This window comes from Alcaligenes sp. RM2 (assembly GCF_052931795.1).
Window position 1 is genome coordinate 176,886 of sequence record NZ_JBRFIO010000001.1, and the last position, 21,045, is coordinate 197,930.

Genomic DNA, 21,045 nt, shown 5'->3' on the forward strand with positions numbered 1-21,045 from the left:
GTATTTATGAGTCAAGACACTTCATCTGAAAATCAGGATCGCAATAGTGAGCTTGCCGCGCCGACAGACTCGGATAACGATGGCAAGCTGGGTCCGAATACTGAACCTTCTCTGCCGCCCAAGATCATCAAACCCAGCAAACGCAGTGTCATTGCGATGGCCTTTGTATTGTTGGGAGGTTTGCTGTTGATCTTGTGGGCTTGGAACCTGGGGCCGTTCAACACCACTCGCGTCACTACCGACAACGCCTATGTACGTGGGCAGATGACGGTGCTGGCACCGCAGGTAAGCGGTTATGTGTCCGAGGTACTGGTGCAGGACTTTGAGCGAGTCCAGGCGGGCCAGCCTTTGGTGCGCATTGATGAGCGCATTTATAAAGAAAAACTGCATCAGGCGCAGGCTCAACTGGATGCGGCTTTGGCTGAGTTGGCGAATCTGGATCAAGCCCAGGCACAGAACCGCGCCAGCCTGGATGCTCGCAAGGCGGCCTTGGTGTCGGCTCAGGCTGAAGCCCGTCGCTCCGAGGCGGATCGTAATCGTGCCAGGGAATTGGCAAACAAAGGTTCGATCTCGGTGCGAGAGCGAGATCAGGCTGTAGCGACTGCCGAGCTGGGGCGCGGCAATATGTTGCAAGCCAAGGCAAACATTGCGATTGCCGAAGAAACCATCAAGTCCACCGAGGTGGCTCGGGCGACCTTGCAGGCCAAGGTGAAATCCGCTGAAGCCGCCTTGGGTTTGGCTCGCATCGATATGGATAACACCGTGGTGACCGCGCCTGCAGCCGGTCAGGTCAGCGAAGCGTCTGTGCGTCAGGGGCAGTATGTGACGGCAGGTTCGCAACTGCTGTTTCTGGTGCCGGATACCCGTTGGGTAGTGGCGAACTTCAAGGAAACGCAGACGGCGGGTATTCATGTGGGGCAGTTGGCCCGATTCACCGTTGATGGTCTGGATGGCACAGAGTTTCAAGGTCATGTAGAGCGTATTGCCCCGGCCACGGGCTCCGAGTTTTCCGTGCTGCGCGCGGATAATGCCAGTGGCAACTTCACCAAGGTTGTTCAGCGCTTGCCGGTACGCATTGCTATCGATGCGGATCAGCCCGGTATGGAGCGTTTGCGACCTGGCATGTCCGTGATTGCCAAGGTGGATATTTCCGATAAGCCTGATCAAACAAAACAGGAGCATGAACAATGACCCTGTCTGCAAGAACGTATGGCATGGCCATCTTAAGTGGCGCGGCGCTGTTGTCCGGCTGTATGCCTGCTTACCGGGTCGTACCCGAGCAGGCGCAGGTAGCTGTGCCATCCGGGTGGATAGGAGCATCCTCTGAAGGCACTGTGGTCGATTCGGCCTGGTGGAAAGCCTTTAACGATCCCGGCTTGAGTGCGCTTGTGGAAGCTGCCTTGGCACGCAATAACGATATCTTGAGTGCCGCTACCCGCATCGAACAGGCAAGGGCCGCGGTGCAGCTGGCGGATTCGTCCTTGGGCCCCTCCTTGTCCTTTGACACCGGCTCGCATGCAGAGCGGGCCTTGGGGCCTGGCGGCATGGCAATCAGCCGTGCGGTGCAGCCTGCCATGCAATTGAATTGGGAGCTGGATCTATGGGGGCGCTTGAGTTCGCAGGCAAAAGCGGCTGAACTCAAGCTGTCTGCCACGCAGGCGGATTATGATGCCATTGCCTTGAGCGTCGCCTCCGAGACAGCACGTACCTATATTGCCTTGCTGGGTCTGGATGCACAGTTGCAGCAGGCCAAGGCCACCTCTACCTCCCGGACAGAAGCCTTGCGCCTGGCGCAGGAAAAGTTTGATGCGGGCTATATCTCCCAGCTGGAGTTGACTCAGGCCCAGTCCGAGCTGGAAGCGGTAGCGCAGCATATTCCACAGCTGGAATTGGCGATTAGCCGTCATCACAATGCTTTGCGCCTCTTGTCCGGGGAGTTGCCTGCGGCTTATGAACAGAACGCCAGTTCCACCTTGTCGGCTTTAGAGCTGTCTGCACCGGGCTCTGGCTTGCCGTCCGAGCTGCTACGCCGCCGTCCTGATATTGCGCGAGCAGAGCTCGGTTTGGCTTCCAGGGACGCGTCCATGGCAGCCAGCCGGGCTGCCTTTTTGCCGCAGGTTTCCTTGTCGGCACGGGCAGGGGCTTTGTACGTCAGCGCCTTGAGTTATGACCCGACCAAGATCTGGAGTTTGGGTGGCAGCATTCTGGCACCAATTTTTGACCGTGGTCGTTTGCAGGCGCAGTTTGATTCTGCAACAGCCCAGCGCGATGAGGCGGCCTTTGCGTATCGCGGCGTTGTTTTGACGGCCTTTTCCGAAGTGGAAAACGCCTTGGCGGGCCAGCGTCGTTTTGCGGAAGAGTTAAGCCACGTGACCGCGCGTCGGGACGTCTTGAAGCGCTCCTTGGAACACGCCCGCAATCGTTATGAGGCTGGCTATGCGTCTTATCTGGAACAACTGGATGCGCAGCGGAATCTGTACGAGGCAGAAAACCAGGTCATCGCCGTGCGTGAAGGTCAGTTGCAGAATATGGTTGATCTGTACAAGGCGCTGGGTGGCGGCTGGGATTATGAAAAGGCGATGAAGCGGGAGTAACTTGAAAGAGTCGGTAGAGGGGCCCTGTCAGGTGGAGCATGTGTTTTGCTGCTACTGCTCCCGCAAAATCCGCCGAATTTCCAGAATTGCCTCGGGCGTTTCCTGTACGCTGTGGGAGAAGGGAATCACCAGTTCCGAGGTCGCACCAGGTAGATGGGAGCTTTGATAGGGCACCAGCCCATCGTCCGAATACAGCAGGTCTTTTTTGGGCGTGTAATTGGCAATAATGCTGTGATACCGCACTTGCGTGGAGATCGGCATTTTGGAGGTGATCTGCATGAAGGGATCGCTGTCGCGCAGGCTTTCCACGCCATTGGGCAGGATCAGCATCTCGTCTTTGGCGGGCGTATTGCCAACCGCCACCTGGCTAAGTTTGTTGAGTTGAGTCACCACCGTAACCGGCAAGGTAATCAGTGCTGCCGCCAAGCGTGAAATACGATTTCCTGCAAACGGCGTGCCCTTGTGAGGCGCAGCAATAAAGATGGCTGTCGTCACGCCGGGCAGGGGAGAGAAGTGCACCACATTGCCAAACTCCTGATTCATTCTGGCAATGCTGACATCATCCATTTGATAACGGTCGCGGGCTGCGTCTTCCAGCAGATTGTCGGACGAGGACACCAGCAAACGTCCCAGCACACCGCCCATGCTATGGCCGATCACCACGATATTGTTTGAGGCAATGGCCTTCCTGTCCGGATCAAAATGCCGGAAGGTTTCTGTCAGGGCTTTCCGAATTTCGGCATTGTTATATGGCAGGGGCAGATTGGTTGGATAGTAGACCTGCCAGATCTGATAGCGATCCCGTAACTCCTCATCGCCCAGCACCTCATTGGCGACGTTAATCCAAGCTTCCGGGCTGCTGGCCAGGCCGTGCAGCATGATGATGACGCGGCGATTCGGGTCATAGGGTTGCAGCAGGAACACATGCGGGGATTCAAGACCACCGTCCCGTCCCAGGACGGTGCGCAAAGCCTGGGTCGAGAAGTCCGAGCGCGCCAGCCATAGCCCGTAGGCAGAGGTGTAATTGGCCGCCAAGGGCACTTGCACGTCTTTCAGCTTGACGCTGGTTTGCTGGTACGGATCGTAGCCAATAATGGTGGCGTCGCGAGTTTGCAGAACCTGGGACAGGGTTTCGCCGGGGAAAGTGATAATCCCCGTGACAGCCTGGAAAGGCGGTTCGCTGTAGGTGCTTTGAAAGCTGTTCGGCGTGACATCTTTTGACTCGTTCACGACCACCATCTCGGCTCCAAAACCGTCGCGCCGATAAATGCTGCGCACCCCGCGGAATGTTAATTGGGAGGCCGGAATCAGCTCATGGGGCTGAGGGGCGGTGGCATCGCGTACCTGGGACAGATCACCACGAATACGCCACCGACCAATCTCGATAGTTTTCTGGAAGGCGTAGCTGGTGTCGTGATACTTGGCAAACAGCAGCATGGTCGCTTGCTGCACCGCGTAGTTGTAGTAGTCACGCACCTGGGTCTGGCGGTCTTCAAATGCCCGGTCTCCTGGCCTGCGATCCGTGAAGAACAGATAGGCGTAGGCATAGCGGGCGCTTTGCAGATAGGCATCGAACAGCTCGGTCGAGAAGTCTGGCCGGGCATTGCGACGCCCCTGCAAACGCAAGGCCTCTTGCGTCCAGATCTCGGCCAAGGTGGCCATGCGCTGCTCGGTGTCCAGATTCCACAGCTCTATCAGCCTGGAAGAGCAGTGGGGAATATCTTTAGCGCATTGCTCGGGCGCGATAGCTAGACTGGTCAGCGTATCGCGTGCGGAGGCGCTGAGTTTATTAGTGGTAAGAATGTCGCCACGGCGTTGGGCAATGTAGTCCTCGGTGCTGACAGTGGCTATTTTGACGCCGGCGCAGCCGCTCAGCAGTATGGCCAGAACTGTGATGGCCCCAGCCTTGTGTAGCCCGCTCCTATGCTTGCCAGATACAAGCCGCTTCAAGCTGGTCGCGATGGCTTGTACCGGTGCCAGGTCAAGCAGCGTGTTCCGTACAGGATTAATCAAGGCCATCACGTTCTACAGTGGGTTCGTTGACGGGTTTAGAGGAGCTTGGTGCCGTGATACGGACTCAAGCAGCTGTCCAGCGGCGCCAAATCGGCAGATCTGCGGAATGTGTCCGTGTGCGAAATGCGATATTAACCTATAGGCCTGGTACTGGCAGCAGCCGGATCTGGGCTGTGCAAAGCGTGCTTAGTTTTCTTTGCTGCGGGCGCGGTAGGTGTATTCAGTCTGTATGGAGGCACTGCGTTCGTAGGCGCAGCGTTCCAGGCATCGCTGCAATGTAAAGCGCTAATTCTTGGTGAGGGGCTAGCTTTAAGCGTGTAGGGTGGACCCACATCAGAGCGTGGTGGAACTATCGGTTTGCTCTTATGGTGTTTTATCTGCTCTAACGCTTGCCTGCAGCAGAAAAGAAAAAAGCCCAAACCGAAGTTTGGGCTTTTTGAATTTGGAGCGGGAGACGAGTCTCGAACTCGCGACCTCAACCTTGGCAAGGTTGCGCTCTACCAACTGAGCTACTCCCGCATTTTTTACTGCACTACCGACTTGTGACCAGAATTACTGGAGGCGCAAGCCGGAATCGAACCGACCTAGACGGATTTGCAATCCGCTGCATAACCACTCTGCCATTGCGCCGTGGTCGATTAAAAAGGGAAGCATAGGCTTCCCTTAGGAATCTGGAGCGGGAGACGAGTCTCGAACTCGCGACCTCAACCTTGGCAAGGTTGCGCTCTACCAACTGAGCTACTCCCGCATTTTGCTGTGCAGATTGAATCTGTTTTCAGCGTTTTACTTATTAGCTATTTCTTATTAAGTAAAGAAAGCTAGTTTAGAGTGGCTATCTTTGTTTGTCAAGCGTTTTTGATATTTTGCCTAAGCTTTTTATCAGTACTGCCTAACAAACTAGCTTGCCTTCAAACTGCTTTTTGCTGCGAAACCGACGCTGCGTTAAGCAAGAACGTAACTATAGACTGCAGCAAAGAAGCTTGTCAATAGATTCTTTAAATTTTTCCGGAAAATTGTCTGTCCGAGCTATGCTTACTGCTTTCTTTGATCGTGGGACAGGGCCGTGGACAGGCAGCATAATGTGGATTTGAGCTCTTTTAATACCTTGGGTTTGGGCAGCCGCGCGCGCGACCTGGTGGTGTATGACAATGTTACCCAGCTGCCTGCCTTGCAAGCGCTGGTGGAGCAGGGCGAGCGTATCTTTGTGCTGGGCGGTGGCAGCAATGTGGTGCTGGCCGAACAAGTTGATGCTCTGGTGATCAAGGTAGAAAGCAAAGGGATTCGTTTACTGCAGGAGGAGGAAGATGCCTATATTGTGGAAGCGCAGGCGGGCGAGTGCTGGCATGACTTTGTGCAGTATTGTTTGAATCAAGGCTGGCCCGGTCTGGAGAACCTGGCTTTGATTCCCGGCACGGTGGGCGCGGCCCCGGTTCAGAATATTGGTGCTTACGGTCTGGAGCTGGAGCAGCGGGTGCACAGTGTGCTGGCCTGGAGCTTTAAAGAAGGCAAAGAGGTGGAGCTGTCTGCGGCCGAGTGTGGCTTTGCTTATAGAGACAGTCGTTTCAAGCATGACCCGGCTGGAAGCTGGTTGATTCTGGCGGTGCGCTTTGCCTTGCCGCGTCAGTGGACGCCGGTGCTGGAGTACCCCGATCTTAATAAGCAAGCTCATTTGGCGGGGGAGCCAGACCCTCAACGTATTTTTGATGCAGTCTGCGAGATTCGTCGTCAAAAATTGCCTGACCCTCGTGTCTTGGGTAATGCGGGCAGTTTCTTCAAGAATCCCCTTGTGCAGACCGAGCAGCGTGATGCCTTGAAGCAGCAATGGCCCAATCTGGTTTCTTATGAAGTTGGACAGGGCCAATGCAAACTAGCGGCGGGCTGGTTGATTGACCAGTGTGGCTGGAAAGGCAAGCGTGATGGTGCCGTGGGCGTGCACGATCGCCAGGCTTTGGTGCTGGTGAATCATGGTGGCGGAACTGCGCATGATATTGAACGCCTGGCCCAGGCGATTCGGGGTTCTGTTCGGGAACGCTTCGGCGTGGAGTTGGAACAAGAGCCCGTTATTGTCAATTAAACATCGACCGCGCCCCACCATCGCAGAGTTTGTGCCAGATGGTGGCGCACGGCTTCCATGGCCGCTTCGGGGTTTCCTGCCTGTAGCGTATCCAGAATCTGTAAATGCTCCTTCATGGCGGGCACAATGCGCTCGGGTAAAGGGCGGCGCGAGTGCTGCAGCACATTGATGCGATCACAGTTCTCTTCGTAGATTGTCATGGCCGAGCGGTTCTGTAGTGCTTGAGCCAGATAGCGATGCAAGGCCCAGTCCACTTCCATGGCCTGAATCTGCAAAGCGGTGGTAACAAGGCCGCTTTGTGCCTGCTCCAGAATCTTCTCGTGCTTGTCCCGCAAACTCTCCAATGCGGGCTGCTTGGCACAGCTAGCCAGTATCCTGGCCCCCTCCTGATCAAAGACACAGCGCAGCTGAAAGCATTCCCGTAGCGCTTCCGTGGTTGCCTCCAGAACCAGCACTCCCCGCTTGGGCAGGATGGACACCAGCCCGGCAGCCGCAGCGCGTTTGACGGCTTCACGCACTGGGGCCAGAGGGAAGTCGCTTAATTTCATCAGCTCCGCCATCGACACCATCTGCCCCGCGCGTACCTGCCCTGTAGCCAATAAATGACGAAATGCCTGAAACGCCTGGGTGGCCAGCAAAGTGTCATCAGAGGAGGAGGGAATACTCATTTAGCGTCTCCGGTTTGCGCGCGTCGGGTTTCGTATTTGATTTTAGTTATGTTTGGCATTTCAAATTATATATATTTTGAAATGCCAGACGGGATTTTAGCTTGCGGACTTATTCTTGAATAAACAGCGCTTTGCGCAGATTTATGGCGCATAAAAATAGGGGTTTTGATATCGAGTTTGGCTTGCCCAAACCCTTGCTTTGAATAGTGGTTTATCTGCTTGTGGCGGGCTTGAGCAACTGGGGAGGGGCGCGTTCAGTTCGTTTTGTTTCTGAGCGGCACTGGGAATTGAGTTTGGCCATTCATAAGCTAAAAACCCGTGTCAGCGACATAGGCTGACACGGGTTTTTTATTGAGCATTAAGTTAACTAATCATCAATTGAATCAGTCTCTTAAGCCGAAACTTCCTCCAGCGAACGTCCCTTGGTTTCCACCCCCAATGCAATCACCACCAACGCTGCAATAGAAAAGGAAATAGCCCCCAAGGTGAAAACGCCTGCATGACCGGTCCAGGGCAGGATAAAGCCCACCAGCAGCGGTCCGAACAAGGAACCCAGTCGGCCAATGGAAGAGGCAAAACCTGCGCCTGTGCTGCGTGTCCGCGTGGGGTACAGCTCGGGGGTGTAGGCATACAAAACCGACCACATGCCAAACATGAAGAACTGCATGCACAAACCGGCGCCAATCAATTGGGCCACAGGTGCTTGGCTGGTGGCGACATGGCCATAAATAAAGGCACAGCCGGCGCTACCGAATAGCATCAAGACCATGGTTGCCTTGCGTCCCCATTTCTCCAGCAACCAGGCCGAGAAGATGAAGCCTGGAATACCGGCCAGGGAAATATAGATGGTGTAGGTAACGGACTTGGTGACTTCATACCCGGCTTGTTGTAGCAGTGCGCTCAGCCAGGTAGTCAGACCGTAGTAGCCCAGCAAGGAGAAGAACCACAGCATCCACAGCATCAAGGTGCGGCGGGCGTATTGGCCTTGCCAAAGTTGGGCAAACAGCGCGCCACGTTTCAACTTCTCGCAAGGGGTGGGAGGCAGGGGAGAGGGCAGGGCCTGGCCGCCGTTGGCCTGAATAACTTTATGTTCAAAGGCCGTGGTGACTTGTTCGGCGCGGTCGTTATGGCCTGCTTCTTCCAGCCAGCGGGGGGACTCAGGAACCCAACGGCGGATCACAAACACAAACAGGGCGGGGATAGACAGGGCAATGAAGATCCCGCGCCAGCCTATATAGTCCAGGCTCAGGTAGGTCAGAATCCCGGCGCTGATAAAGCCCAGCGGCCAGAAGCCTTCCAGAATCGCGATGTACCGACCGCGACTTTTAGCGGGCACGATCTCCGAAACCATGGCCAGGCCGATGGGAAATTCCATTCCCATGCCAAACCCCAGCAGCACCCGGAACGCCATCAACTGCTCGACGTTTTGGGACAGGCCACAGGCCAGGCTTCCTACACCCCAAAAAATCATGCTCCATTGAAAGACAGGTTTGCGCCCGTACTTGTCTGCCAGCATGCCCGCAATGGCAGCACCCAAAAACATGCCTAAAAAGCTGGAGCTGGCCAGCATCCCCGCTTGCGCGGTGCTGAGCCCCATTTCTACTTTGATGGAACCTAAAACAAAAGTCATGATGCCCAGGTCCATGGAGTCAAAGAACCAGGCGGTCGCGATAATACCGAACAGCATGCGTTGATAGCGTGTCATGGGTAATCGCTCCAGGCGATTGGCCACATTGGGGGATACGGCTGTCATTGGTGTCTCCTGTAGGTCCGCTCTTGTGGCGGGTTTTATGTATAGGTGACCTGCCGTCAGGCCATGGCAGGCCTTTTTTCTTCTACTAATATATTACATGGATACTAGTGGTATCTATTTTAAGATTAAATAATGGTATGTACTTAGCTGGCTAATTAATTGTGGGTTAGTGCTCCGGCTAAAGAGCCCTCAAAAGCGTGTTGAATAATGCGTTGATAGGCGCTGGTGCAGTCAGCAACCGGGAAGGCTTTGGCAAGACGAGTCACTTGCAGGGCGTCGCTCAACAGGCGCTCCAGCTGATGCTCTTGTACGCCGCATTGGCTCAGGTCAGAGGGGGTGTCCAGTTGTTCGACCAGCGACCGCACATAGGCAGGCAGGGCCAGTAAGGTATCTTCCGGCTTGCCGGTTGGCATGCCCAGTAGTTGGGCGACTTCCAGCAATTCCGAGGCGCGAGTTTCACGCAGTTCGTCCAGAACGTAGGGCAGCAGCACGGCATTGGTGGTGCCGTGAGATTGATGCGTCAAACCTGCCAGTGCGTAGGCTATGCCGTGTACCGCATTCAGACCTGCCGTGCCGTAGGACAGGGCGGCATAGTAGCTGGCGCTGGCCATGCCATCACGGGCTTCAGTGTCGGTGCCGTCGCGATAGGTTCGCAGCATGTACTGGCCGCACAGGCGTATGGACTCGCGTGCGAACATCATGGTCAGGCTGGATCGGCCACTATAGCCAGGGTCGGGGCTGCCACCACGATCAAACAGGCTGGCATCCTGCGTCATAAAGGATTCAATCGCGTGGGTCAGGGCATCGATACCGGCGTCGGCAGTGACGCGGGGTGGGCAGCTATCGCTGAGTTCCGGGTCGATGACCGCAATGGCGGGACGCAGTGCATTGCCCATGACGGCAATTTTGGTGGCATTGTCGGGGTCGACCAGAATGGCTCCCGGTGTTGCTTCTGATCCCGTGCCGGAGGTGGTGGGCAGGGCGATCAAGGGCAAGGGCTTGGTGTGGGCGGGCCAGGTCCCGCTGTAGGTGCGTATGGGCTCCCCGGTGGGGACGGTCAGACACAGGGCTTTAGCCAGATCTATATTGCTTCCGCCGCCCAACGCCAATACGAAATCGATAGGGTGATCGGCCAGGTGAGCACGTACTTGCAGCGTGGCCTGATCACATAAGGTAGTGGAAGGATCTGGCTCGCCACCATCAAAAACCACAAGCTCAATTCCCTGTTCTCTACAGGCGGCGATGTGGTCCTGAACCCAGGTGGTTTGAATGGTGAAAAAACGGTCGGTAATCAATAAGCCGCGACGCCAGCCCAGGTGGGCAATCAAGGCAGGTAGTTCATGGCGGCAGCCGCGTCCCATCAGGGTGCGGGGTGGTGGGCAAAAGAAAACGTGTGTGTTCATACGGCAGTCCTTGCGGTGTGTAGAGAGCAGAAGGGTTCTATCAATGAGGCGATCAGTTCAGTGTGCGAGCCCAGAATGCTGTGGCCCGCATCAGGCAGGCTGTGCAAGGTGGCTTGTGGCAGTGCCTGCGCCAACCGGTGGGCGTGCTCAATGGGACAGTCCTGATCCTGCTCGCCGTGGATGATCAAAGAGGGGATGGAAATACGGGGAAGTTGCGCATACAGGTCGTGGTGCCGATTAGCCAGCCAGGTCCAGGCCACATCTAGATGACCTGCGGCCTCCAGCAGGCCCAGGCGCTGTTCCCGTTCTGCAATTTCTTGCAGCAAGGCAGGCGTGTCCTGGGCCTTGAACCATTGAGTCCGGTTCAGGCTGGCTGTGCCCGATAACAACAGCAGGGCTTGAGGCAGTGGGGCCTGTTCGTCCAGTAAAGTCAGACAGGTTTGCAGCACCACCGAGACGCCCAGGCTCCAGCCTGCCAGGACATAGGGCGTGTGTTCAGGCAAGGCTTGAATGCTGGCGCGTAGATCCTGCACAAAGCCGTCCAGCCCGTAATCTACCTGGCTGGAGCCGCGAAAGGTATTGCCTCGGCCTCGCAAGTCCGGGGTGTGCCAGGACATCAAATTCGAGCTGGCGTTGACCACTGGCAGCCAGCTGCGATGGGTGCCCTGAATCCCATGCACGGCAATGATGGTGGTTTGTTTTGAATCGCAGGCAATGCTCATGTGGCTTCCTGGAGTAGATAAATACAACTAAGATATGAGGCTGTTGCCCAGTTCCGGCCTTGTACTTGCAGCGCCAGAGCAGGCGTCAGAGTTTGGGTGTCAGCAGCAAACGCTGCGTTTTAAAGGCAGGGTCAGCATGGTTACAAGCAAGCGGAAGGTAGCGGGAAAAGGGCAGGCTCAAGATGAGGTGCTGGACATCAAGGCCTTGACGGAACCCAAGCCCAAGCTCACAGACATTGCTTACGAGCGTTTGGAAGAAGCCATCATTACCCTGAAGCTGCCGCCGGGCAGCATCGTGTCCGAGCTGACCTTGAGCCAGATGTTCGAGATTGGCCGCACGCCGATTCGGGAGGCCATTCAACGTCTGGCACGCGAACATTTGATGCTGGTCTTGCCGCAGCGTGGGCTGTTGATTCCAGAGCTGGACATGCCCAAGCAACTGCGCCTGATCGAGACGCGACGGGAGATCGAGCGTCTGATCTGCCGTAGTGCGGCCAAACGGGCGACACGCGATCAACGCGAGCAATTCAAGAGCTTGCATGATGCTTTCCTGGAAGCAGCCACCCAGAACGATGAAGTCAGTTTTATCCGGGCAGATCGACGGTTGAATGAGCTGGAAATCGAGGCGGCTCGCAATGAGTTTGCCGAGGCAGCGATGCGTCTGACACATGGGCTATCCCGTCGTTTCTGGTTCTGCCACTATCAGCAAAATCCGGATTTAACGCAGATGGGCAGACTGCATGCCAACTTGGCGATGTCCATTGCCGGGGGCGATATGGACCAGGCCGGTCAAAGCCTGGATCTCTTGATGGACTACATCGAAGAACTCGCCCGCACGACCCTGATTTCCAGCTTGTAAGGACAGGCAGGGCCTTAGCTGGCCAGGCCACGCTCCAGGGCGTGGGCCTCTTCTTTTTTCAAGGCCGGGCCGTCCGTGGTGTCGCCAGTATCTTCAAAACGGAAACGGCGAATAATGGGCTTGAGCTCTTCCTTGACGTGCTTTTCGCTATAGCCATTGAACAGGTGGCCAAGCAGACCGCGACGCAGATCCGTAGTGCCCATGGCCCAGTCTGCAATCGGGAACGTCAGGTTCATGTTGTACTTCATCATGATGCCCTGATTGTGGTGGGCGGTATGGTGGCGGCGAATGGTGTTGATGAAGGGCATATTGCGCACAAAGCTGTTCTCATGCACATGGCAGCAGTAGTGAAAGGCCTCGTACACCAGGTACTGTGCCACCATGGTCATGAATACAAAATAGCCTGCATTGGGGTTGATGATGGTTGCGGCCAGCCAGCCCAGAATCCCGCCGCCTACCCCCAACGTGGCCAGAACGCGCCAGGGGAAAAACACAATCCGGAACTCCTTGCTGGAATCAATTGTGGCTGCGTTGTCGGTGAAGTACTGGTGATGCTGGCGGGTGTGGCGTTCGTAGATTTCCCGCAAGCCAATGATGTTGATGCGTCGGTGCATCACATAACGGTGCATGGCCCATTCAACAAAATTACCCGCCAGAAAAACGGGGATCACAATCAGCCATTCCCAACCTACCGGGCCTAGCTGGGTGATGCTGTAGTAAATCGCTGCCAAGCCCACGATATAGGTCACTACCACGTGAACAATGCCGTTGTAGGCGGGGCTGATGTTGGATTTGTAGTCCTCTCGGAACTTGCGTTGGCGTTCGCTCATCATGTCGGTTGTCTCCTGCGGAAAAGGTTCATTCTTTGAATATCCAACTAACATATTAGTGATATTTTTTTCTGCGTCAAGCAGGGAAAACAGGGGGGAGGAAATGTGGCAAGGGGGCGACTTAAGGGGTGAAGCCGCTGTAGCGCTGGGTTGAGCAGTTTTCAGGCCAGGCTCAGGACTGGCTGTGCAGTTTCACTGGCGGGCTTGGAGCTGCTTTTTTTTTGCGGTGAGGCGAGGCGGGAGGGGGCAGGACGGGACACACTGGACCCAGGCTGGGGCAGGAGATGAAGGGACAGGTAAAGGACAAAAGAAGGTAAAGGGCAGGGGCACAGGCAAAGGGATAGGTGCTGGTCAGATCAATCCAGCGTAGCCACTTTCGGAAAGTAGCCAACAGGAGGAGGATCTGTTAAGCGAAGATAAAAAAAGCCGGCTCGAAAGCCGGCTTTTGGTCAGAGCGTTTGCAAGTCAGGAACTTACAGGCCCAGCACGTCTTGCATGTTGTACAGGCCAGTGTTTTTATCGCCCAGGAAACGGGCTGCACGCAGGCTGCCGTTGGCATAGCCAGCACGGCTGCTGGAGCGGTGCGAGATTTCGATGCGCTCGCCTTCGCCGCAGAAAAACACGGTGTGGTCGCCCACAATATCGCCACCACGGACGACGGAGAAACCAATGCGGCCATCCTGACGGGCACCGGTGTGGCCGTGGCGGGCCCAGTCGGCTACATCGTTCAGGGATTCACCCCAGGTTTTGGCAATGGCTTCGCCCATAGCCAGAGCTGTCCCCGATGGCGCATCCACCTTGTTGCGGTGGTGGGCCTCAAACACCTCGGCGTCGTAGCCCTGGTTCAGCAAGGCAGCCGCCATTTCAATCAACTTCAGGGTGGCATTGACGCCTACGCTCATGTTCGGGGCGAAGACAATGGCAATCTCGCGACCAGCCGCCAGAATCTGTTGTTTCTCTGCTTCGGAAAAACCGGTAGTGCCAATGACCAGACGGGTGCCGTGCTGCATGCAGGCGTCCAGATGGGCCATGGTGCCTTCAGGGCGGGTGAAGTCGATCAGGCAATCTGCCTGGGCCAGGGCGTTCAGGTCGTCCGTGACTTTGATACCTGTGTCTTTACCCAGAAAGGCTCCTGCGTCCTGACCAATGGCTTTGGAGCCGCTGTGGTCCAAGGCCGCGGCCAGTGTCAGGTCAGTACTGTTCAAAACAGCTTCAATCAGCATACGGCCCATACGGCCGTCTGCGCCAGCAATGGCAATGCGCATGTATCCTGTGTCCTTAACGTAAAGCTTAAAGCGTAGGCTGGTTGCCGCTCACGCTGGGCGTTGGGGCGGCTTGGTCGGCATCAGCGGGGGGCGGGGTGTGTTTCTTGCCTGTGTCGCTGCGCTCGAAGGGTTGGCGGTCAGGTTGCTCGTCGCCTTCCCAGCGAACCAGAGTGTCGCCTTCAAACCAGACGGTAAAGGTGCGCTGCTCGCTCTTGCCGTAGCCAGGCTTGTTCAGGTAAGGGTAGTCCCAACGGTCGGCGTGGAAAATGTCTTGCAAGGTGGGCGAACCCAGCAGGTAACGAACCTGTTCGCGTGTCATCCCCGATTGCAGGCGGGCCACTTGCTCGGCAGTGATCCAGTTCCCCTGCTGAATGTCGGCGCGGTATGGGAAGCCCCATTTAGAGGATCCGCAGGCGCTCAGGGCGGCGGCAGCCAGGCTGGCTGCGAGTATGGCGCGGATGACAGGAGTGAATGAATTGGCCTTCTTCTGCACGAAATGCCCCAGTAGGAATAAAATCGTTATCATATAAGGGTTTAGGAAAAAGCGCATGAATTGCGCATTGAACCGCCTCAAGACGAGCTGGTTTTCAACCAGGACGGACTTGAGATCCATCCCCATCAAGATGCGATAATTTAGCCATGAACGATCAAAATGAACTGAAGAACATGGGGCTTAAGGCGACTTTTCCGCGCCTGAAGATTCTGGATATTTTTCGCCGCTCCGACCAGGACGGTCAACGCCACCTGAGCGCTGAAGACGTATACCGCCTGCTTATTGCCGAAGAAGTCGATATTGGTTTGGCCACGGTTTACCGTGTATTGACCCAGTTCGAGCAAGCCGGCATTTTGGTGCGCAGCCAGTTTGACGGCGGCAAAGCCGTCTTTGAACTGAATGATGGCGATCACCACGATCACCTGATCTGCACCAATTGTGGCGTTGTGGAAGAGTTTACCGACAGCAATATCGAAGCCCGCCAGCACCAGGTCGCCAAAGACCACGGTTTTGTGCTGGAGAGCCATACCATGCTGCTGTACGGCATTTGCCCCAAGTGCTCGGAAGCAGGCAAGCAGGCCAAGCCTACTTTGCGCAGTTAATCCCTTTGTAGAGGGTCCGCCGGTGCGGGATCTGATGATTGGGGGCAGGATAGCCAGGGCGGCATCCTGAAAATTCAAAGAACAATCAGATCCGGATCACAGGGCCTCACGATTGGATACAAAAAAACCACCAGCTGCTTCGGCGCTGGTGGTTTAGCTTGCGTTTCAAAATTGCTTAACGCTGACGTGCCAGCATTTCCCGCGCATGTTCACGCGTTGTTTGCGTAATTTCCAGACCACCCAGCATGCGGGCGATTTCGTCCACGCGTTCGTCTTGCGTCAAAGGACGGATAGAGGAAAAGGTCTGACCTTGCTCGGTCGTTTTCTCGACCTTCAAATGATGGTTGCCGCAAGCGGCCACTTGGGGCAGGTGGGTCACACACAAGACCTGATGACGTGCCCCCAACTCTTGCAGCAAGCGTCCCACCACTTCGGCCACCGCGCCACCGACACCCGTATCCACCTCGTCAAAAATCAGGGTAGGCACGCGCGCTGCCTGGCTGGCGATAACAGACAGTGCCAATGAAATTCGGGCCAGCTCACCACCCGAGGCCACTTTGGCCAGCGGGCGTGGTGTTACCCCTTCGTGACCAGCCACCAGAAACTCCACCTGCTCTGCGCCGTGAACCTGGGGCGCGCAAGCGGTCAGGGCGACCTCGAAGCGACCGCCTTGCATGGCCATGGACTGCATCGCCTGGCTGACCTGTTTGCTCAGTTGCACACTGGTTTTGCGTCTTGCGGCACTTAGCTTGCTACTTAGCTCCTGGTACTGCTTTTCAGCCTGCTGAGCCTTGGCTTGCAGGGCTTCCAGATCAAAAGACTGTTGCAGCTGTGCCAACTGTTCCTGCCAGGTTTCCAGCAGGCTGGGCAGTTCTTCGGGCTCCACTTTCAGCTTGCGTGCGGCACTGAAAATGGCAGAAACCCGTTCTTCTGCCTGCGCCAGACGTTCGGGGTCCAGCTCCATATCGCTTAGATAACTGTTCAAGTCCGAAGCTGCTTCGGTGACGGCAATTTGTGCCGACTCCAAGGCATCCACAATCGCTTGCAGGCCTGGGTCATGACGCAGCAGGGCGCTCATTTCGTGGCTCGCTTTGCCCAGCAGTTGCTGTACCGAGGTTTCCTCGCCATCCAGAGCCGTCAGGGCCAAGGCACTGCCGTCAATCAAGGCCTGGGCATGGGACAGGCGGGTGTGTTCTTGTTGCAACTGGTCCCATTCACCAGCACGCAGATTCAGGCTGGACAGCTCGTTGATCTGCCACTCAAGACGCTCCTGCTCTCGTTTGCCCTGCTCAGCACTTTGACTGGCCTGTTCGACGGCTTTGCGTGCCTGGCTCAATTGCTGCCAGGACTGCGCCACTTGGCGCGCCAGGGGTAAATGGCCGCCTTGGCTGTCGAGCAGATCGTATTGGCTTTGAGGGTTCATCAGGCTTTGATGAGCGTGCTGACCGTGAATATCCACCAGCAATTCACCCAGCTCGCGCAACTGCGTCAAGGTGGCTGCGCTACCATTGATGTAGCTGCGGTTGCGACCTTGCTGGTCGATCAGTCGACGCAAGATCAACTCGTCCGCGACATCGAAGTCACGCTCGCTCAGCCAGCTTTGAATGTCTTGTTCACAATCGAAGTGCGCGCTGACTTCAGTGCGCGGACAGCCCTCGCGGATGGCTTTGGCATCGCCGCGTGCCCCCAGCACCAGGGAGAGCGCGTCAATCAGAATGGATTTACCAGCGCCGGTCTCTCCGGAAAAAACCGTGAAGCCGGAGTCGAAATCAATCGTGGCTTGATCCACGATCACAAAGTCTCGAACGTGCAGGGTACGGAGCATAGGGGTTTATTCGTTTTCGTCGTTAGGCAAAGGGATGTGATTCCAGCCCAGCTTCTGACGCAGGGTGGAAAAAAAGCTGTAGCCCTTGGGATGGATAAAGCGAATGGTGTCCTGGGAGCGACGCACGTCGATGCGGTCTCCCTGCTGACAGTCCGACCAGGTTTGCATGTCAAAGTGCACGCTGCCACCCGATTCCACCCGGCCCAGGGCCGTAATGGTCAAGTTCAGGGTGCCTGTGTCGGGTAGCACGATAGGGCGGTGCGACAGGGTTTGCGGAGCAACGGGGACCAGCAAAAATGCCTTCAGGGAAGGGTGCAGCAAGGGACCACTAGCCGCCAGCGCATAGGCCGTGGAGCCCGTGGGGGTGGAGATGATCAGGCCGTCGGAGCGCTGGCGGTACATGAATACGCCGTCAAGCTCGACACGCAGCTCGATCATGCCGCCGCGCCCGGCACGGTTGATGACCACATCGTTCAGGGCCACGCCTGAATACAGCACTTGCCCGTCACGCACCACGCGGCCTTCCAGCATGGAGCGCTCTTCAATGTCGTATTCGCCTTTCAGCACGCGCAGCAAGGCGTCGTTGGCGTCATCCAGGGGAATGTCGGTAATGAAGCCCAGGCGGCCGTGGTTGATCCCGATCAGGGGAACCTTGCTGTGGGCTAATTCGCGCGCAGCGCCTATCATGGTGCCATCCCCGCCCATCACGATAGCCAGATCGGCGCGCTCGCCAATTTGGGCATAATCGCCGATGGGGAATTCGGTAATACCGGCATTCTGGGCGGTTGTGGCCTCAAGCAGCACCGAGCAACCAGTGTTGACCAGGGTTTTAGCCAGCGATCGGATGGGCGCATCCAAGCCGGAGTCCTGGTATCTGCCAACAATGGCAACCGTTTTGAAATGCATGGGGCGAAAACCTTATGATTGATGAAATAATGGCGATCAGTGGATTATAGAGTTGCCACTCTAGGCTTGGCTGTAAGATTCTCCCCTTTATCATGCAGAGCTGGTGTTTTTAAGTGACGTACGCGACATGGATGACAGAGCAAATGCCTTGTTGAAGGTGCTGATCGAGCGTTACATCGCCGATGGTCAGCCGGTAGGGTCCCGTACCTTATCGACCATTTTTGATTTTTCCCCGGCCACGATTCGTAATGTGATGGCCGAGCTGGAAGGCCTGGGCCTGATTCATAGCCCCCACACCTCGGCGGGGCGCATTCCTACGCCCAAAGGCTATCGCCTGTTTGTGGATCGCCTCCTGGCTGCCGAGCGTTTCGAGCGGCCCGATGCACGTAATCTTAGCCAGTACCTGCCTTTTGACGAACCCAACCGGGCCGTTAGTTCTGCCGCTTCCTTGCTGTCGAATCTGTCGCAGTTTGCCGGTGTGGTGCTGGCGCCGAAAAAAGCCCAGACCTTCAGGCAAATTGAATTTATTCGTCTGTCTGACAAACGGGTGTTGCTGATTATCGTCACGCCGGATGGTGATGTGCAAAACCGCATCCTGTTTGTGCCGCGCGACTATCTGGAGCAGGAGCTGGTCGAGGCCAGCAACTTTTTCAATCAGCATTTCTCGGGCATGTCCTTCGAGTCGGTCAAGCTGGCCTTGTCACAGGAGCTCAGCTCCTTGCAGGCGGATATTTCGCGTCTGATGCAACAGGCGGTGGATGTGGGCAGCCATCAGCCCGATAGCGAAGAAGCTGTGGTCATCGCCGGTGAAAGCAAGCTTTTGAACGTGACCGAGATGGTGGCGGACATGGATCGTTTGCGCCGTCTGTTTTCCTTGTTCGAGAAGAAAACCGATCTGCTGCACTTGCTCGATGTCTCCAGTCAGGCCGATGGCGTGCAAATTTATATCGGTGGGGATTCGCAGCTTTTGCCTTTGGATGATGTGTCCGTCATTACGGCGCCGTATGGCGTGGATGGCAAGGTCGTGGGGACGCTGGGTGTGATCGGGCCATCGCGGATGGCGTATGATCGTGTGATTCCTATCGTGGACATTACGGCCCGGCTATTGTCCAATGCCCTGAGCCATCACTCTGCCAGTTAAGGTCTGGACCTTCAGTCTGTTGTTGGGCTGAAGGCAATCAGGCTGTCTAACGTACTAATCATCATGCCCAAGTTGTTTGCTTCTCCTTATTTGCCCGAAGCGCAGGACGCCGATATGTTCAATGATCAGGCTCCGGTACGCGAGGCCGGGCCCATCGGTATCTTGCTGGTCAATCTGGGCACGCCGGACCAGCCCGATGCTGCGTCCATTCGCCGCTACCTGGGGGAATTCCTGTCTGATCCCCGTGTCATTGAAATCCCTCAGCCGCTCTGGCAGATTATTCTGCGTCTGTTCATCTTGCCTCGCCGCCCCAGCAAGCTGGCACCGCGCTACAAGGATATCTGGTTGCCACAGGGCGCGCCCTTGCTGGTCTACAGCCAGGCACAGGCCGATGGCCTGCAAGAGCTGCTGCAATCGCAAGGCCATGATGTGAAGGTGGAGCTGGGTATGCGTTATGGCAACCCGTCCATTGCCAGTGGTCTGGATAAATTGAAAGCAGCGGGTTGCGAACGAATCTTGAGCTTGCCCCTGTACCCGCAGTATGCAGCCAGCACCACGGCTACGGCGGTGGATTGCGTGGCGGAGCACCTTGGAAAACAGCGCAATCAACCTGAGCTGCGCTTCCTCAAGCGTTACCATACGCACCCGGACTACATTGGCCCGCTGGCGGCACAGATACGCCGCTACTGGGATGAACATGGCAAGCCAGAGCGTCTGCTATTGAGCTTTCACGGCTTGCCGCGCCGCTGCGTGGAACTGGGCGACCCTTATTACCGTGACTGCCGTGAAACGGCGGATGCCTTGCGTGCGGCGCTGGATGAGCCTGCCGTAGAAGTGCATATGGCATTTCAAAGTCGCTTTGGCGCGCAGCGCTGGCTGGAACCCTATACCGAGCCCACCTTGCGCGAATGGGGCAAGCAGGGGGTGGGGCGTGTGGATGCCGTCTGCCCCGGTTTTCTGGCCGATTGTCTGGAGACGCTGGAAGAAATCCAGGTGGAATGCCGCGACGCTTTCCTGGAAGAAGGTGGCCGCGAGTTCCATTACATACCTTGCCTGAATGACGATCCGCAATGGATTGAGGGCCTGGGACGGCTGGCCGTGCAGCATCTGGGAGGCTGGCTGCCCAGCCGTCTGGTGCCAGCCGGATAGCGGTATTGGACGTTTTCCAAGGGGCTGGCCAGCAAAATATGCAGGCGGGTCTTGAACTGGGGGCAGATGCCCCCATTTTTATGCGATCAACGAATTCTGTAGTGGAGATACATCGAATGGCTACACATGCCGATCCCAATAAGCCTCTGGACGGGGAAGTGACGGAAAACACGCCTGAACAGGCACAACAGGGCACCCCCGAGCACGAGCAGCCAGAGATTTTGGCTCAGCAGCCCGAAGAAAGTTCGGCTGATCTGGCCACCGAGTTGGCTCAGGCCCAGGAAAAAGTGTCGCAGTACTACGACCAGCTGCTGCGTGCCAAGGCCGAGGTGGAAAACATTCGCCGCCGTGCGGAGGATGATGTCTCTAAAGCCCGCAAGTTCGGCACCGAGTCCTTTGCTGAAAGCCTGATTCCCGTGCGTGACAGCCTGGAAGCGGCTCTGGCCCAGACCGAGCAAAGCACGGACGCCTGGAAAGAAGGCGTGGAAACTACCTTGCGTCAACTGAACAAGGCTTTTGAGCGCAACAACCTGAAAGAAGTGGCTCCACAAGCCGGTGACAAGTTTGATCCGCACCTGCACCAAGCCATTTCGGCCGTACCTTCGGAGTTTGAAGAAGGCGCAGTGGCTCAGTTGCTGCAAAAGGGCTACACCATTTCGGATCGCGTGCTGCGTCCGGCCTTGGTGATGGTGTCGGCCCCCAAGTAATAGAGCCAGCCTGTCTGTGCGCGCAGGCTGTTCGGAATTAA

General features: G+C 56.5%; 18 protein-coding genes and 3 tRNA genes. 8 read left to right on the forward strand and 13 right to left on the reverse strand.

The window, feature by feature from the left end:
• The first annotated feature begins 6 nt into the window (after positions 1-6).
• On the forward strand, positions 7-1,191 hold the full coding sequence (locus ACU6HM_RS00785; protein ID WP_021446918.1) for an HlyD family secretion protein: 1,185 nt from the start codon (positions 7-9) through the stop codon (positions 1,189-1,191).
• Positions 1,188-2,594 carry an efflux transporter outer membrane subunit gene (locus ACU6HM_RS00790; RefSeq protein WP_446763241.1) on the forward strand — a complete coding sequence of 469 codons (1,407 nt, stop codon included), beginning with the start codon at positions 1,188-1,190 and terminating at the stop codon, positions 2,592-2,594. The genes ACU6HM_RS00785 and ACU6HM_RS00790 overlap by 4 nt, the downstream gene beginning before the upstream one ends.
• A gap of 51 nt (positions 2,595-2,645) precedes the next feature.
• Here the strand turns inward: ACU6HM_RS00790 and ACU6HM_RS00795 are convergent, their stop codons facing one another.
• The 4 genes from ACU6HM_RS00795 to ACU6HM_RS00810 all read right to left on the reverse strand — a co-directional run bounded on the left by ACU6HM_RS00795 (position 2,646) and on the right by ACU6HM_RS00810 (position 5,355).
• On the reverse strand, positions 2,646-4,613 hold the full coding sequence (locus ACU6HM_RS00795) for an esterase/lipase family protein (RefSeq protein ID WP_446763242.1): 1,968 nt from the start codon (positions 4,611-4,613) through the stop codon (positions 2,646-2,648).
• Positions 4,614-5,050: 437 nt separating this feature from the next.
• A tRNA-Gly gene (locus tag ACU6HM_RS00800) sits at positions 5,051-5,126 on the reverse strand.
• A 37-nt stretch (positions 5,127-5,163) separates the two neighbouring features.
• A tRNA-Cys gene (locus ACU6HM_RS00805) sits at positions 5,164-5,237 on the reverse strand.
• A gap of 42 nt (positions 5,238-5,279) precedes the next feature.
• Positions 5,280-5,355 (reverse strand) — tRNA-Gly (locus ACU6HM_RS00810).
• Between the two features lie 315 nt (positions 5,356-5,670).
• Here ACU6HM_RS00810 and murB point away from each other — a divergent pair.
• Positions 5,671-6,681: a UDP-N-acetylmuramate dehydrogenase gene (murB, locus tag ACU6HM_RS00815; RefSeq protein ID WP_446763243.1), complete on the forward strand. Its 1,011-nt coding sequence runs from the start codon at positions 5,671-5,673 to the stop codon at positions 6,679-6,681.
• Here murB and ACU6HM_RS00820 read toward each other — a convergent pair.
• From ACU6HM_RS00820 to ACU6HM_RS00835, 4 genes are all read right to left on the reverse strand, one after another.
• Positions 6,678-7,349 carry a GntR family transcriptional regulator gene (locus tag ACU6HM_RS00820; protein ID WP_009459563.1) on the reverse strand — a complete coding sequence of 224 codons (672 nt, stop codon included), beginning with the start codon at positions 7,347-7,349 and terminating at the stop codon, positions 6,678-6,680. The two genes, murB and ACU6HM_RS00820, sit on opposite strands and share 4 nt — an antisense overlap.
• 391 nt (positions 7,350-7,740) lie before the next feature.
• Complete coding sequence (locus ACU6HM_RS00825; RefSeq protein WP_446763244.1) at positions 7,741-9,102, reverse strand: MFS transporter; 1,362 nt, start codon at positions 9,100-9,102, stop codon at positions 7,741-7,743.
• 155 nt (positions 9,103-9,257) lie between these two features.
• Complete coding sequence (locus tag ACU6HM_RS00830) at positions 9,258-10,505, reverse strand: iron-containing alcohol dehydrogenase (RefSeq protein ID WP_336971226.1); 1,248 nt, start codon at positions 10,503-10,505, stop codon at positions 9,258-9,260.
• Complete coding sequence (locus ACU6HM_RS00835) at positions 10,502-11,227, reverse strand: alpha/beta fold hydrolase (protein ID WP_446763245.1); 726 nt, start codon at positions 11,225-11,227, stop codon at positions 10,502-10,504. The genes ACU6HM_RS00830 and ACU6HM_RS00835 overlap by 4 nt, the downstream gene beginning before the upstream one ends.
• A 136-nt stretch (positions 11,228-11,363) precedes the next feature.
• Here ACU6HM_RS00835 and ACU6HM_RS00840 point away from each other — a divergent pair, with 136 nt between their 5' ends.
• A complete protein-coding gene (locus ACU6HM_RS00840) occupies positions 11,364-12,086 on the forward strand; it encodes a GntR family transcriptional regulator (protein WP_009459556.1) in 723 nt (240 codons plus the stop codon).
• A gap of 14 nt (positions 12,087-12,100) precedes the next feature.
• Here the strand turns inward: ACU6HM_RS00840 and ACU6HM_RS00845 are convergent, their stop codons facing one another.
• The 3 genes from ACU6HM_RS00845 to ACU6HM_RS00855 all read right to left on the reverse strand — a co-directional run bounded on the left by ACU6HM_RS00845 (position 12,101) and on the right by ACU6HM_RS00855 (position 14,707).
• The gene (locus ACU6HM_RS00845) at positions 12,101-12,919 is read right to left on the reverse strand and encodes a sterol desaturase family protein (RefSeq protein ID WP_446763246.1); all 819 of its coding nucleotides are present in this window, start codon (positions 12,917-12,919) and stop codon (positions 12,101-12,103) included.
• Positions 12,920-13,389: 470 nt separating this feature from the next.
• A complete protein-coding gene (gene dapB / locus ACU6HM_RS00850; RefSeq protein WP_026483245.1) occupies positions 13,390-14,181 on the reverse strand; it encodes a 4-hydroxy-tetrahydrodipicolinate reductase in 792 nt (263 codons plus the stop codon).
• Positions 14,182-14,206: 25 nt separating this feature from the next.
• Positions 14,207-14,707 carry an outer membrane protein assembly factor BamE gene (locus tag ACU6HM_RS00855; protein ID WP_196784070.1) on the reverse strand — a complete coding sequence of 167 codons (501 nt, stop codon included), beginning with the start codon at positions 14,705-14,707 and terminating at the stop codon, positions 14,207-14,209.
• 113 nt (positions 14,708-14,820) lie between these two features.
• On the opposite strand from ACU6HM_RS00855, the gene fur reads away from it, so the two are divergent.
• Positions 14,821-15,276, forward strand: coding sequence for a ferric iron uptake transcriptional regulator (gene fur / locus ACU6HM_RS00860; RefSeq protein WP_035272094.1), 456 nt, complete (start codon positions 14,821-14,823; stop codon positions 15,274-15,276).
• Positions 15,277-15,451: 175 nt separating this feature from the next.
• Here the strand turns inward: fur and recN are convergent, their stop codons facing one another.
• Entirely contained in the window at positions 15,452-17,101 is a 1,650-nt protein-coding gene (gene recN, locus ACU6HM_RS00865) for a DNA repair protein RecN (RefSeq protein WP_374697347.1), read from the reverse strand.
• A 6-nt stretch (positions 17,102-17,107) separates the two neighbouring features.
• Positions 17,108-18,007 (reverse strand): NAD kinase, encoded by a 900-nt coding sequence (locus tag ACU6HM_RS00870; RefSeq protein WP_009459550.1) that lies wholly within the window; start codon positions 18,005-18,007, stop codon positions 17,108-17,110.
• A gap of 127 nt (positions 18,008-18,134) precedes the next feature.
• Here ACU6HM_RS00870 and hrcA point away from each other — a divergent pair, with 127 nt between their 5' ends.
• The 3 genes from hrcA (at position 18,135) to grpE (ending at position 21,004) form a co-directional block, all read left to right on the forward strand.
• A complete protein-coding gene (hrcA, locus tag ACU6HM_RS00875; RefSeq protein ID WP_009459549.1) occupies positions 18,135-19,148 on the forward strand; it encodes a heat-inducible transcriptional repressor HrcA in 1,014 nt (337 codons plus the stop codon).
• 63 nt (positions 19,149-19,211) lie between these two features.
• Positions 19,212-20,297 (forward strand): ferrochelatase, encoded by a 1,086-nt coding sequence (gene hemH / locus ACU6HM_RS00880; RefSeq protein ID WP_035272097.1) that lies wholly within the window; start codon positions 19,212-19,214, stop codon positions 20,295-20,297.
• 116 nt (positions 20,298-20,413) lie between these two features.
• Positions 20,414-21,004 (forward strand): nucleotide exchange factor GrpE, encoded by a 591-nt coding sequence (gene grpE, locus ACU6HM_RS00885; protein WP_009459546.1) that lies wholly within the window; start codon positions 20,414-20,416, stop codon positions 21,002-21,004.
• Positions 21,005-21,045 lie beyond the last annotated feature (41 nt).